Here is a 13,944-nt window from a genome sequence, read left to right on the forward strand (position 1 = left end):
GCATGAACGATCACCAGTGGATTTCCGCCTTTCTCGAAGCGGCCGCCGCCGAACAGGGGGCCGCAACGAACACGCAACTGGCCTATGGGCGCGACCTGCGTGATTTTGCCGACTGGTTGGCCGGCAAAGGCAAGGGTTTTGACGGCGCGCGGCGCGAGGACGTGGAAAGCTATCTGTTGCATTGCGACGCGCAGGGCCTTGCGAAATCGACCCGCGCGCGGCGGCTTTCGGCGATCAAGCAGCTTTACCGCTTTGCCTTTGAAGAAGGCTGGCGGGGCGACAATCCGGCGATCCAGATCTCGGGGCCAGGCCGCGACAAGCGGCTGCCAAAGACCCTGAGCGAGGAAGAGGTCGACCGCCTGCTCCAGTCCGCGCGCAGCGTGGGCCGCAGCACCGAGGAAAGGGTGCGCAACACCTGCCTGATGGAGCTGCTCTATGCCACCGGCATGCGGGTGACCGAGCTGGTATCCCTGCCCGTTTCCGCCGCAAGGGGCGATCCGCGCATGTTGCTGGTCATGGGGAAAGGCGGCAAGGAACGGCTGGTTCCGCTGTCGCCACCGGCGCGTGAGGCGCTGGCAGACTGGCTGGCCCTGCGCGACGAAACCGAAGAGCGCGCCCGCGAAAAGGGCGCGGCACCGTCGCGTTTCCTGTTCCCGTCGCGCGGCAAGCTGGGCCACCTGACACGGCATCGGTTCTACATGCTGATAAAAGAGCTTGCCGTGGCGTCGGGCGTCAGCCCCGGCAAGGTGACGCCGCACACCTTGCGGCATGCCTTTGCCACGCACCTTCTGGCCAACGGTGCCGACCTGCGCGCGATCCAGACGCTGCTGGGCCATGCCGACGTGGCGACCACGGAAATCTACACCCATGTTCTGGAAGAGCGCCTGCGCGACCTGGTGCTGGATCACCACCCATTGGCGCGCGACTGAGCCAACCCCTTGATCCAAATGGCGGCAGTCCCCATAAGTCATCTATCTTTCACAGAACAGAACCCAAATGACCCCCGAGGCCACCGCCCCAATGCTTGACGCCGCTTTCTGGATCACCGCCGGCGCGATCCTGTTTCTGCTTGTCCTGTCCGGTTTCTTTTCCGGCTCCGAAACCGCGCTGACTGCCGCCAGCCGGGGCAAGCTGCGCGCACAGGCCGACAAGGGATCGCGCGGGGCCGAACGCGCGCTGCAGATCACCGAGGACAACGAGCGCCTTATCGGCTCGGTCCTGTTGGGCAACAACCTGGTGAATATCCTGGCCGCGTCGCTGGCGACCGCCCTGTTCACAAGGGTCTTTGGCGAATCCGGCGTGGCGCTGGCCACGTTGGTGATGACGCTTCTGGTGCTGATCTTCGCCGAGGTTCTGCCGAAAACCTACGCCATCACCAACGCCGAGGCTGCCGCCAGCCTGGTGTCGCGGCCGATCCAGTTCGTCGTGACCGTGTTTGCCCCGGTCGTGTCGGCCGTGCGCTGGTTCGTGCGCGGCGTTCTGCGCGTGTTCGGCGTGCGCACCGATCCCGACAGCCAGATCCTTGCCGTGCGCGAGGAAATCGCCGGCGCCTTGTATCTGGGCCATTCCGAAGGCGTGGTGGAAAAGGAAGACCGCGACCGCATCCTGGGCGCGCTGGACCTAGGCGAACGCGCGGTCGAGGAAATCATGCTCCACCGCTCGAACATCGAGATGATCGACGCAGATACCGACCCCGAAGAGCTGCTGCGCCAGTGTCTCGAAAGTTCGCACACACGGCTGCCCGTCTTCAAGGACGACCCCGACAACATCGTGGGTGTCGTGCATGCCAAGGATTTGCTGCGCGCCATGCACAAGCTGATGTTCGGGCCGGATGCCTCGGCCAAGGGGTTGGCGGATTTCAACATTCTCGACGTGGCAATGGCGCCGTACTTCGTGCCCGACACCACGACGCTGGACGACCAGATGCGCCAGTTCCTGCGCCGCCGGACGCATTTCGCGCTGGTGGTCGATGAATATGGCAGCCTCGAAGGTCTGATCACGCTCGAAGACATCCTTGAGGAAATCGTGGGCGAAATCACCGACGAGTTCGACCCCGACGCCGATCACCCGATCCAGAGATCCAAGGACAACCAGTTCCTTGTCGAAGGGGCCATGACCATCCGCGACCTCAACCGCGCGACCGACTGGTCGCTGCCCGACGACGAGGCGAACACCGTGGCCGGGCTTGTCATCCACGAGGCCCAGATGATCCCCGAAGTGGGCCAGGTGTTTTCCTTCCACGGGTTCCGCTTCGAGGTGACGGGCCGTGACGGCAACCGGATCACAAAGCTGAAAATCCGCCCGCTCTGACGGTGTCACGGGCGGTCACGTTCGCGTTTCGGCAGTTGCCAGCATGGCCTTGCTTGAACGAGCATGGGCGGAGCAATTGACCCGGAGACGCCCCATGGCCCCTACCCGCCGCCTTGTCCTGACCTCGCTTGCCCTGCTTCCCGTGATCGCCGCGTTGCCCGCCCGCGCCGAGACGCCGCGCATCTTTCAGAAAGACGGCTTGGCGCTCGGGGGGACCGATCCGGTCAGCTATTTCCGCGACGGCGCCCCCGCCAAGGGCCGCGCCGAACACAGCCTTGACTGGAACGGGGCGACCTGGCGCTTTGCCAGTGCCGAAAACAAGGCCGTTTTTGCAGCCGACCCGGACCGCTACGCCCCACAATTCGGCGGCTATTGCGCCTATCGCGCTGCCAGCGGCTATGCCGCGCCCACCGTGGCCGACGCCTGGACGATCGTGGATGGCAGGCTCTACCTGAACTATTCAAGGGGCGTGCGCGGGAAATGGGAAAAGGACATTCCCGGAAACATCTCGAAGGCGGAAACCAACTGGCCCGGCATTATCGAGTGACGGCAAGCCTTCAGGCCGGTTGCAGCGCGCTTTCTTCGCCTCCCGCCGCAACGATCTGATCATAGAGATGCCATGTCGCGTGCCCGAAAAGCGGCAGCACGATGAACAGCCCGAGGAACCACGGCACCATCGCGACGAAGGTGGTAACGGCGATGAACGCCCCCCAGGCCAGCATCGGAACAGGGTTGGCCAGAACGGTCTGGAAACTGGTGATCATCGCGGTGACGAAATCCACCTCGCGGTCCAGAAGAAGCGGCAGCGAAATCACTGTGATCATGTAAAGCAGCAGCGCAAACAGCGCGCCCACCACCGTGCCGACACCCAGCATCGCCAGCCCTTCGGTGGTCAGGTAGACCTCATAGGAACTGGACACGTTGGTCATGGTCGAAAACCCCATGAACAGGGCAAAGATCATGTGCGCGATGAAGAACCAGAACAGGAACATGAACAGCACGATCGCGCAGATCGACGGCAATTGCCGCTTGGACTGCGTCGCGATCACGCCGAAGATCTGATAAAGGTCCAGCGCCCGGCCGCGGGCCAGCCTGCGGCTGACCTCGTAAAGTCCGACGGCGGCAAACGGTCCGACCAGCGGAAACCCGACCGCGGCGAATACCAGCCAATAGCTTTTCCCGGTGGCCCAGGTGATCAGAGCAAAGACAAGCCCCACCAGCACATAGACCAGCGCAAAGATGAAGCCGAACCCGGGCGCGCGTTTCAGGTCGCGCCAACCCCGCCTGAGCGCCTCGGCCAGCATGGCGAATGTCACCTGCCCGAGCTGCGGCACGCCAAGTTGCGGCTCCTGTCCCATGATCTCCCCCCGGCCATTTATGCGGTTTTGGGGATATGTGAGCGGGAAACGCCGCCCAAATCAAGCGTCAGGACAATTTCGGCGGGTGATTTCCCGGCCAGTCGGTGGCCTCGTGATAGGCTTGCGCCAGTTGCAGCAGCCCCAGATCGTCCCCGTGCCGCCCGAAAAGCTGCACACCGCCCGGCAGGCCGTTCGCGCCGAAGCCTGCCGGCAGGTTCACGCAGGGCAGACCGATCAGGCTGACCGGCACCACCACCTCCATCCAGCGGTGATAGGTGTCCATCCCGGTATCGTTGATGCGGTGCGGGCGTTCCCAATCTGCCGGGAACGGCCAGACCTGCGCAGAAGGCAGAACCAGTGCGTCGTAGCTGTCGAACAGCGCGGCCGCGCGGCGATACCATTCGGACCGGATCAGCGACAGGCGCTGTATCTCGGTGGCTGCCAGCGCGCGCCCGGTTTCGATTTCCCAGATTGCATCCGGTTTCAGCCGCGCGCGCGTCTCGGGGTTCTGGTACAGCGGATCGAGCCGCCCGGCATTGGCGAATGCGCGCAGGCCCAGCCAGCTGTCCCAGATCTGCGCCGCCTCGATCGGCGGGGCCACGGGTTCGACGATCGCCCCCAGTTCCTCGAACATGCGCAGGGCCGCTTCGGACAGGTCCAGTATCCCCGGCTCCATCTCGTAGGCGCCGCCCCAGTCGCCAAGCCAACCGATGCGGCGTCCCTTGATTCCAGCGGAGATCGCATCAAGGAAATTTTCCTTGGGCAAACCGAAGGGTTGGCGCGGATCGGGGCCGGCCTGCACCTCGAGCAGCGCAGCCAGATCGCGCGGGTTCCGCGCCATCGGGCCGCTGGTGGCCAGCGGATGCAGGAACATCTCGCCCAGCGGCTCGCCCGGCACACGGCCCCAACTGGGGCGCATGCCATAGACATTGTTCCAGCCCGCCGGGTTGCGCAAACTGCCCATCATGTCCGACCCGTCCGCAACCGACAGCATCCGCGTGGCCAGCGCCGCCGCCGCACCGCCTGACGACCCGCCCGCGCTGCGGTCGGCCGAATAAGGGTTCCGCGTGGTGCCGTGCACCGGATTGAACGTATGGCTGCCCAGGCCGAATTCGGGCGTGTTCGTCTTGCCGATGAACACCGCACCGGCCGCGCGCATCCGCGCGACCATCAGGTCGTCCGACTTGGCGGGTGTATCGGGCATCGCGGGCGAGCCGAACGACGTGCGAAAGCCCGCCACGTTCGCCAGATCCTTGACGGCGATGGGAATGCCGTGCAGCCAGCCCTTGCGCGGGCTGTCATCGGCCGCGCGCGCCGCATCCAGCAGCGCGTCCGGCGCCCCCAGCGATACGACCGCATTCACCGCCGGATTCACGGCGGCGATCCGGTCGAGCGTGGCCTGCATCAACTCGACCGCGCTGATTTCGCGCCGTTCCAGCATGCCCGACAATTCGAGCGCGGTTTTTTCGGTCAGTTCCATGCGCGGCCCTCCCTTGCCTTGCATCACATTTCGCGGAATCGGTGTTCCTGCCGGTCCGTCCAGCGCACAAGCAGATCGAACCCGTCCTCGCCCTGCTCTTCGCTTTCGACAACACCCTGTTCGTGCAGCCACGCGCGCTTGCGCCCATCGGCAAAGGACAGGTGCAAGCGCGTTTCGTGGCGTTCCGAGGCCAGTTGACGGGCGACCTCTGCCAGGAACGGCTCCAACCCCGCGCCGGTAAGCGCGGATATGGCGAACACGCCTTCCTTGCGCTCGGCTGCTGTGCGCATCGCCTCGGCCTCGGCGGGCGGAAGGCGGTCGATCTTGTTCCACAGCTCGATCAGGGGCACAGCCTTGTCCACGCCGAGCGAGGCCATGATCTCTTCGACATCCTGCGCCTGCGCCTCGGTTTCGGGGTGGCTGATGTCACGCACATGCACGATCAGGTCGGCCGCCAGCACCTCTTCCAGCGTGGCGCGGAAAGCGGCCACAAGTTCGGTGGGCAGGTCGCTGATGAACCCCACGGTGTCCGACAGGATCACTTCGGGTCCGCCGCCGGGCAGCTTGACCGCGCGCATCGTCGGGTCGAGCGTGGCGAACAACATGTCCTTCGCCATCACTTCGGCCCCGGTCAGGCGGTTGAACAGCGTCGATTTGCCCGCGTTGGTATAGCCCACCAATGCCACGATGGGATACGGCACCTTGGCGCGCGCCTTGCGGTGCAGGTCGCGCGTCTTGACCACCTTGTCCAGTTGACGGCGCAGGCGCACCAGCTGTTCGTCGATGGCGCGGCGGTCGGCCTCGATCTGGGTTTCACCCGGACCGCCGACAAATCCCAGACCGCCACGCTGGCGTTCCAGGTGCGTCCAGGCACGGACCAGCCGCGTGCGCTGATAGGACAGCGCGGCCATCTCGACCTGCAGCACACCCTCGCGGGTGGCAGCGCGGTCGCTGAAAATCTCGAGGATCAGGCCCGTCCGGTCCAGCAGCTTGACGCCCCAGGCCTTTTCAAGGTTGCGCTGCTGGATCGGGGACACCGGGCCGTCGACCAGAACCAGCTCGATCTCGTTGGCCTTGAACCGGTCTTTCAGCTCTTCGATCTTGCCCTTGCCGAACAACGGCCCGGCCTGCGGGCGCTGCAGGGGCACGATTTCCGATCCGGCAACCACAAGTCCGGGCATGGCCGCGGCCAGCGAAACGGCCTCTTCCAGCGCGAAACGGGCCGGGCGCCTGTCGCGGTCGGATTTTATATCGGGATGGAGCACCCATGCACGGGTCGGCTCCTGATCATGCTCCATCAATTGGAGTCGTCACCATCATAGAGGTTGATCGGCTGCGAGGGCATGATCGTCGAGATCGCGTGCTTGTAGACAAGCTGGCTTTGACCGTCGCGACGCAGAAGCACGCAGAAATTGTCGAACCACGTGATAACGCCCTGCAATTTGACGCCGTTGATCAAAAAGATCGTCACCGGGATCTTGGTCTTCCGCGTGTGATTAAGGAATGCGTCCTGAAGATTCTGTTTGTCGGAAGCCATGAAGTAACCTTTGTTCTTGCGCATGCCGCGGACCGGCATCCTCCCCCAGTTCGGGATCGAGTATGTCCTGCCGTAAGCCGAGTTTCCAGCCCCAAAATCAAACCTTTGGGTGCGCGCGTCAAGCCTCGCGTCACCGGCGCAAGAGATCGCTGGTGACAAGCGCGATGATCGCAAGCGTCTCGAGCCGGCCCAGAACCATGCCCGCGCAAAATACCAGCTTGGCCGATATCGCCATGTCAGCCAGCGCAATCGGCGTGTCCGCCGCAAGCGTGACAAGCGGGCCGGTGGTGCTGAGCGCGGCGATGGTCAGAACCAGCGCCTGTTCCAGATCGCCCACGATCCATGCCAGCACCAGCGTGAACACCGTGACCGAAATGGCGAAAAGCATGAAAAAAATCCATGCAATGTATGCCCCCTGACGGCGCAACCGGCGGCTGCCCGCGCCCGCACGTCCCACCGACGACGGATGCACAAGGCGTTCCATCTCGCGCAAGCCCTGCAGGTAGAGCGCCCAGACCCGCAGCAGCTTGACCCCGCCCGCGGTGGTCGCGACCCCGCCACCGATCATGGCGATCCCGAGAAAAATCAATCCCGGAGTCTGCAAGCCCGACCAGTCCTGCGCCGCGGCCCAGTCGGCACTTTCGAACCCCGTCGTGGTCAACACCGACAGGATGGTGAACACGCCACCCCAGAGCGCCCGCAGCGCCTGCGCGAAATCCTGCACCTCGTCGAACTCGTACGCCCCGCTCCAGTGACGCAGGAACAGCACCAGCGGCAGAACGGCGACCAGCACCAGCCCAAGGCGAAATTCGGAATCGCGCAGCACGCTGACCTTGGCGCCCACCAGCGTGTCGCCAGAAAACGTGACCCGCGACAAGGCGAACAGCATGAAAAGCGCCATCACGATCTCGCCGCCCAGACCCGAGCTTGACCCCTCGATGCCGCCGACCGGGGAAATCCCGCTTGTCGCCATGACCGACATGGCGTGGCTGATCGCGACCAGCGGCCGGTCGCCACCCACCAGCAGCATGATCCACAAGGCCAGCGTCAGCCCGGCATAGATCGGCGTAAGGTGCCACGCCACGCGCAGGATGCGGCGCTGCGGATCGGCCTGCCCCATCGGGCCGCCGGCTTCGGCCTGGCCCGGTTCGCCGCTGGCCGTCACTTCGAACCCGCCCAGGCTGAGCGGGGCCAGGATCGCCGCGGCGGCGACCCACATCAGCAGGCCGCCCATCCAGCCCACCAGCGCACGCCACAGATGCAGGCTGGGCGACAGCCGCTCGGGCGAGAACAGCGACGCGCCGGTTGTGGTCAGGCTCGAAACCATCTCGACATAGGCATTGAGAAAACTGGTCGTGCGCAGCGCCTCGTGAAAGGGCACGGCAAGCATCGCCGGCAGCACGATGAACCCCGAAAGCAACGCAAGCAGGTTCATCATCTCGTCGCGCCGGTGACTCCGGCTGCCGCGCGCCACGGCAATCAGCACCGTCAGGATCAGAAGCAGCGTGCCCGAATAGAAAAACGCACGCGCCTCGTCTTCGGTATCCAGCGCAAGGGCATGCAGGGACGGCACATACATCGCAAGCCCGCTGATCCCCATCATCAGCAGGAACAAGGGTTGTTGTGCGATCCGCGCCCGCATGCGTCAGAAGAAGTCGATCGAGACCTGCAACAGCCGCTCGACCTCGGGCACGTCGCTGGCCATGGAAAAGATCGTGATGACATCGCCTTCGTCGATGCGAAGGCTTCCGGTCGGCTTCACCAGCTTAGAGCCCTTCTGGACCATGCCGATAAGCACGCCTTCGGGGAACTCGATCTCGCCGATCTTGCGCCCCGCAATGGGCGATGTCGAAAGCACCTCGGCTTCGATCACCTCGGCCTCGGCATCGCCGATGGAGTAAACCCCGCGCACGCGGCCATGCCGGATGTGGCGCAGGATGGAGCTGACCGTCGTCGCGCGCGGGTTGATATAGGCGTCGATACCCAGCGGCGACATCAGCGGAACCATCGTCGGATCGTTGACCAGAACGATCGCCATCGGGCAGCCTTCGGCCTTTGCGCGCACAGCCGCCAGCATGTTCGTCTTGTCGTCGTCGGTCACGCACAGGACAGCATCCGCACGGTCGATATTGGCCTCTTTCAGCAGCGCGCTGTCCAGCCCGTCGCCGTTCAGCACGATGGTGCGTTCCAGCCGGTCGGCGGCGCGTTCGGCCACCGCGCGGCTTTTCTCGATCACCTTGACGCGGACGCGTTCGGCGCGCTCTTCCAGGCGGGTGGCCACGGCCAGGCCGACGTTTCCGCCGCCCACCAGCACGACGCGCTCCTGCTTTTTCAGGGACTTGCCGAAAATCTCCAACGTGCGCGGCACGTCCTCGTTTACGGCCACGACATAGCAATCGTCGCCCACGAAAAGCTGGTCATTGGGTTCAGGGGCGAAAAGCGTGCCCTCGCGGCGCACACCCACGACGATGGCGCGGAGCGTCGAAAACAGGTCGGTCAACTGCCGCAGAGGCGTATTCACCACAGGGCAATCATGTTCGATCGTGATGCCCAGCAACTGCGCCTTGCCGTCGTGGAACACTTCGGTGTCGAACGCCGAAGGCGATCCCAGGCGTTGCAGCGCGGCCTCGGCCACCTCGCGTTCGGGGCTGATCACCACGTCGATCGGCATGTGATCGCGGCGGTAGAGATCGGAATAGATCGCCGTCAGGTAGGATTGCGCCCGCAGGCGCGCGATCTTTCGCGGAACCGAAAAGACCGAATGCGCCACCTGGCAGGTGACCATGTTGACCTCGTCGGAATGGGTGGCGGCGATCACCATGTCGGCATCGCGCGCACCCGCACGATCCAGCACGTCAGGATAGCTTGCGAACCCGGCAATCCCCTGCACGTCCAAAGCGTCGGTGGCCCGGCGCACAAGATCGGCATTGCTGTCGACAACCGTCACGTCGTTGCGTTCGCCCGAGAGGTGCCGCGCGATCTGCCAGCCGACCTGCCCTGCCCCGCAGATGATGACTTTCATAGGTATTCGTTCCCATGTCTCGAGGGATTTGGATGGCAGATGCGTCCCTTGGGGTCAATTGAATTGTCATGACCGCCCGCATTGGGCAGACTGGATGCGCAAACCGGAGACACACGATGCCCGTCCGCGCCACCCACGCCGCATTCGCCGTGACCGCGATCCTTGTCGCGGCCTGCGCACCCATGAATATCTGGTACAAGCCCGGCGCAACGGTCGCCGCGGCAGAGGATCGGTTGCTGTCCTGCCGCGTCGAAGCTGCAAAGGACGTCCCCGTCAGCACCCAGGTGCGGCGCACCCCTGTCAGCATCGTGCCAAGGCGGATCTGCGATTCATCCGGCAAGAACTGCCGCGTGTTCTATGAACGCATCGGCGGCGAGGTGATCGTCTATGACGCCAACGACTCGCTGCGCGACCAGGTCGTTGCGCGCTGCATGCGCCAGGACGGCTACACGCCGGTCAGCCTTCCGGTATGCTCGGACGGTGTGCGGCAGGCAGCCCCGCCCGGACGCACCACGGTCTTGCCCCGCCTTGCGGAAAACTCCTGCGTGATCCGCAATCGCGACGGCACCTGGCAGATCGTGACGCCGGCGCAGTAACCGCCCGGCAATCAGCCCTCGACCTCTTCCTCGTCGCTGATCTGGGCCACGCGCGCACCGGCCTTGTTCGTCGTCACGACATTCAGGCTTTTCAGTTTGCGGTGCAGCGCGCTGCGCTCCATTCCGACGAAATTGGCGGTGCGGCTGATATTGCCCCCGAAACGGTTGATCTGGGTCAGCAGGTATTCGCGCTCGAACGCCTCGCGGGCTTCGCGCAGGGGCATTGTGGCCAGCGTGCCGGAAATCACGACCCGACCGTCCTCGGCCCCTTTTTCCTCTTCGCTGGGCAATTCGCGCGCGTCGATCTCGCCGGTGCCGTCACCGAGGATCAGCACCCGCTCGATCAGGTTCTTCAACTGGCGCACGTTGCCAGGCCAGATCATCGTCTGCATCAGCGCCACCGCGTCCTCGCTCAGTTCGCGCAGCGGCAGGCCCTGGGTCTGGTGGAAATTCTCGATGAAATGGCGGGCCAGTTCGGGGATGTCTTCGCGGCGCTCTTCGAGGCTGGGCACCTCGATCGGCACGACGTTCAGCCGATGATACAGCTCCTGCCGGAAATTGCCGGCCGCGATCTCGTTTTCCAGGTTGCGGTTGGTCGACGAAATCACCCGCATGTCGACCCGCACCTTGTCGGACCCGCCCACGCGGGTGAATTGCTGGTCGACCAGCACGCGCAGGATCTTGGATTGCGTGCCAAGCGGCATGTCGGCCACCTCGTCGAAATAGACGACACCGCCATGTGCCTGCTCCAGCAGGCCCGGCTCGATCCCGCGATCGGGCGTTTCGCGCCCGAACAGCACCTCTTCCATGCGCTCGGCGTCGATGCTGGCGCAGCCGACCGTCACGAACGGGCCGGACGCCCGGTTGGAATTGGCGTGGACATAGCGGGCCGCAACCTCCTTGCCCGCCCCGGCCGGGCCGGTCAGCATAACGCGGCCGTTGGATTTCGTCACCTTGTCCAACTGGCTGATCAGCGCACGGAAGGCCTGCGAACTGCCGACCATTTCGGCCGCGCCGGTATCCTTGCGCTTGAGCGCCGTATTCTCGCGCCGCAGACGGCTGGTTTCCATCGCGCGCCGGATCACCACCAGAAGCTGGTCGATATTGAACGGCTTTTCGATGAAGTCATAGGCACCCTGCTTGATCGCGGCGACGGCGATTTCGATGTTGCCATGCCCCGAGATGATGATGATCGGAACATCGGGATTGTCACGCTTGACGGTCTTGAGGATGTCGATCCCGTCCATCCGGCTGTCCTTGAGCCATATATCGAGGATCAAAAGCGCCGGCGGTTCGGCGTTGATCTCTTTCATCGCGTCGTCGGAATTGCCTGCTAGCCGCGTGGTATAGCCCTCGTCCTCCAGGATATCCGAGATCAGCTCGCGGATGTCGCGCTCATCATCGACAATCAGAATATCGCTCATAACGTCCTCACTTGTTGTCTTGCGCCGCGGCAAGCGCCGCCGGCGTCAGCGGAAGGCAAATGACCGCCATCGCCCCCTGATGCGCGCCGTCGTGGAATGGCGGCGCATCTTCCAGGGCGAGTGTCCCGCCGTGCTCTTCTATGATTTTCTTGACGATGGGCAGGCCAAGGCCCGTGCCCTCTTCGCGGGTGGTGACATAAGGCTCGAACAGGCGCGCCCTGTCTTCGGGCAGTCCGATGCCATTATCCATGATGCGGATTTCGGCGTGACCGTCATCCTTAACTGCGGTGACGCGGATTTCCGGCCGGTAATCTTCGGGTGCCCCTTTTTCGCGCAGGCTCTGGGTCGCTTCGCCGGCGTTCTTTATCAGGTTGGTCAGCGCCTGGCCGATCATGGTGGCGTCAAGCTCGGCCATCAGCGCGTCCTTGGGCAGGTCGTCGGAAATCACCACGTCGGGTTGCCCGGCCTGCTGCAACAGCACCGCATCCCGCAGGATCGCGGTCACGCTTTCGGGTTTGCGGTCGGGTTCGGGCATGCGCGCGAATTTCGAAAACTCATCGACGATACGGCGCAGGTCGTTGGTCTGGCGCACGATCACCTCGGTCAGCTGATCCAGACTTTCGGCCTGTTCCGGCTCCAGCTGGCGGCCGAACTTGCGCTTGATGCGCTCGGCCGACAACTGGATCGGGGTCAGCGGGTTCTTGATCTCGTGCGCGATCCGCCGCGCGACATCGCCCCAGGCCGCCATGCGCTGCGCGGCAACGAGGTTCGTCACGTCGTCGAACGCCACCACGAACCCCTCGCGTTTGCCATCGGCATTGCGCCGGGTCGACACCCGCACAAGCAGGTTTTCAAGCCGTCCGCCGCGGCTGACCTTGATCTCTTCCTGCGCCGTTTCGGCCTGACCGCTTTTCACCTTGTCGAACAGCGGTCCGAATTCCGGCACGGCAACCGCCAGCGCCAGCGATTGCTGATCCTCCTGCCAGTCCAGCAGGCGTTCGGCCGAACGGTTGACGAAGGTCACGCGCCCCTTCGCATCGACCCCGACCACGCCCGACGTGACCGAGCTGAGCACCGAGTCGAACAGCCGCCGCCGCCGCTCGATCGCCTTGGTATTGTCGAGCAGCGTATCGCGCTGACCCTTGAGCTGCCGGGTCATCTGGTTGAAATACCGGCCCAGCATGGCGATTTCGTCATCGCCTTCTTCCTCGATGACCTGGACATCCAGGTCGCCCTCGCCCACGCGCTGCGCCGCGCCCGTCAGGCGGCCCACGGGGCGGCTCAACCGTTCTGCGAACCAAAGGCCCAGCCAGACCGCGGCAAGGATAAGCAGAACCGCAAATCCGAGATACAGAACCGCAAAATCGAAAAGCCGCCGGCCCCGTTCGCTTTCCTGCTGCTGATAGAACCGCGCGGTTTCCTGGGTCTCATCCAGCAGCGCCAGCAGATCGCCATCCACCGTCCGGCTGATGTAAAGGAACCGGTCGGCGAACCCGCGCAGCGGCACGAGCGCGCGAAATTCGTTGATCGGCCAATCCGGGATAAGCAGGATGCCGTCCTGGCGCGCCTGCGCAAACATCTGCGGCGTGGGTTGTTCATAGTCGAACAGATAGGACCGCTGTCCGCGCGCCTGCAATCCACCCTTGCCGTCGATCACGTAAGCCTCTTTCAGGCCCCGCTGAATCAGGCTTTGCCCCTCGCTCAACACGACGCGCAGATCCCCGTCCGAGGTGAACCCCGTTGCGCGCTGGCGCTGGGTGATGAACCGCGCCAGCAAAAGCGCGTCGTCGTTCAGGTCTTTGCGCTCTTCCTCGTCATAGGATTGCGCCGCGGCGAGCGACGCCCCCACCACCTGCCGGACGCGTTCGGAAAACCATGTCTCAAGCCCGACATTGATCGTCAGCATGGCGAAGACCGCGACCGTCACCGTGGGCAGCAGCGCCATCAGCGCGAACACCCCTGTCAGCCGCAAATGCAGGCGCGAGCCTTCGGAATGCGCCCGCCGCGCCGCGACCAGCGCCACGACGCGCTGCAGCACCAGCGCAGCCAGCAGCAGCACATAGACGAGATCGGCCATCAGAACGAGGCGCAGCGACAGCGACGACGCGCCACGATCCAGCGGCCCGAGAACGGTAAACGTGGCAAGGGCGAGAACCGGCCCCAGCAGCACCAGCCCCAACGTCAGCATCGTCTGCACACGTCGCTGACGCCGCAGGC

At 64.4% G+C, this 13,944-nt stretch carries 12 protein-coding genes; 4 read left to right on the forward strand and 8 right to left on the reverse strand.

Annotated features, from left to right (window positions below; genetic code table 11):
• Positions 1 to 2: 2 nt before the first annotated feature.
• The 3 genes from BLT50_RS02425 to BLT50_RS02435 all read left to right on the forward strand — a co-directional run bounded on the left by BLT50_RS02425 (position 3) and on the right by BLT50_RS02435 (position 2,857).
• The gene (locus BLT50_RS02425) at positions 3 to 929 is read left to right on the forward strand and encodes a site-specific tyrosine recombinase XerD (protein ID WP_090026117.1); all 927 of its coding nucleotides are present in this window, start codon (positions 3 to 5) and stop codon (positions 927 to 929) included.
• Between the two features lie 91 nt (positions 930 to 1,020).
• Positions 1,021 to 2,310, forward strand: coding sequence for an HlyC/CorC family transporter (locus BLT50_RS02430; protein WP_245723257.1), 1,290 nt, complete (start codon positions 1,021 to 1,023; stop codon positions 2,308 to 2,310).
• A gap of 94 nt (positions 2,311 to 2,404) precedes the next feature.
• A complete protein-coding gene (locus tag BLT50_RS02435) occupies positions 2,405 to 2,857 on the forward strand; it encodes a YHS domain-containing (seleno)protein (RefSeq protein WP_090026121.1) in 453 nt (150 codons plus the stop codon).
• 10 nt (positions 2,858 to 2,867) lie between these two features.
• Here the strand turns inward: BLT50_RS02435 and BLT50_RS02440 are convergent, their stop codons facing one another.
• The 6 genes from BLT50_RS02440 to trkA all read right to left on the reverse strand — a co-directional run bounded on the left by BLT50_RS02440 (position 2,868) and on the right by trkA (position 9,707).
• Positions 2,868 to 3,668 carry a DUF2189 domain-containing protein gene (locus BLT50_RS02440; RefSeq protein ID WP_090026123.1) on the reverse strand — a complete coding sequence of 267 codons (801 nt, stop codon included), beginning with the start codon at positions 3,666 to 3,668 and terminating at the stop codon, positions 2,868 to 2,870.
• Positions 3,669 to 3,735: 67 nt separating this feature from the next.
• The gene (locus tag BLT50_RS02445) at positions 3,736 to 5,148 is read right to left on the reverse strand and encodes an amidase (RefSeq protein WP_090027012.1); all 1,413 of its coding nucleotides are present in this window, start codon (positions 5,146 to 5,148) and stop codon (positions 3,736 to 3,738) included.
• Between the two features lie 23 nt (positions 5,149 to 5,171).
• Complete coding sequence (gene hflX, locus BLT50_RS02450; protein ID WP_090026125.1) at positions 5,172 to 6,446, reverse strand: GTPase HflX; 1,275 nt, start codon at positions 6,444 to 6,446, stop codon at positions 5,172 to 5,174.
• Positions 6,446 to 6,685, reverse strand: coding sequence for an RNA chaperone Hfq (gene hfq, locus BLT50_RS02455; RefSeq protein ID WP_024812204.1), 240 nt, complete (start codon positions 6,683 to 6,685; stop codon positions 6,446 to 6,448). The genes hflX and hfq overlap by 1 nt, the downstream gene beginning before the upstream one ends.
• A 130-nt stretch (positions 6,686 to 6,815) precedes the next feature.
• Positions 6,816 to 8,327 (reverse strand): TrkH family potassium uptake protein, encoded by a 1,512-nt coding sequence (locus BLT50_RS02460; protein WP_090026126.1) that lies wholly within the window; start codon positions 8,325 to 8,327, stop codon positions 6,816 to 6,818.
• Positions 8,328 to 8,330: 3 nt separating this feature from the next.
• Complete coding sequence (trkA, locus tag BLT50_RS02465) at positions 8,331 to 9,707, reverse strand: Trk system potassium transporter TrkA (protein WP_090026128.1); 1,377 nt, start codon at positions 9,705 to 9,707, stop codon at positions 8,331 to 8,333.
• A gap of 116 nt (positions 9,708 to 9,823) precedes the next feature.
• Between trkA and BLT50_RS02470 the strand changes: the two genes are divergently transcribed.
• Positions 9,824 to 10,303 carry a hypothetical protein gene (locus BLT50_RS02470; protein WP_245723258.1) on the forward strand — a complete coding sequence of 160 codons (480 nt, stop codon included), beginning with the start codon at positions 9,824 to 9,826 and terminating at the stop codon, positions 10,301 to 10,303.
• Between the two features lie 11 nt (positions 10,304 to 10,314).
• On the opposite strand, the gene ntrX is transcribed toward BLT50_RS02470, so the two are convergent.
• Both ntrX and BLT50_RS02480 read right to left on the reverse strand, forming a co-directional pair.
• Positions 10,315 to 11,727: a nitrogen assimilation response regulator NtrX gene (ntrX, locus tag BLT50_RS02475; protein ID WP_090026130.1), complete on the reverse strand. Its 1,413-nt coding sequence runs from the start codon at positions 11,725 to 11,727 to the stop codon at positions 10,315 to 10,317.
• 7 nt (positions 11,728 to 11,734) lie between these two features.
• Positions 11,735 to 13,915 carry a sensor histidine kinase NtrY-like gene (locus tag BLT50_RS02480; RefSeq protein ID WP_245723285.1) on the reverse strand — a complete coding sequence of 727 codons (2,181 nt, stop codon included), beginning with the start codon at positions 13,913 to 13,915 and terminating at the stop codon, positions 11,735 to 11,737.
• Positions 13,916 to 13,944 lie beyond the last annotated feature (29 nt).

This window comes from Lutimaribacter saemankumensis, assembly GCF_900100005.1.
GTDB classification, from domain to species: Bacteria; Pseudomonadota; Alphaproteobacteria; order Rhodobacterales; family Rhodobacteraceae; genus Lutimaribacter; species Lutimaribacter saemankumensis.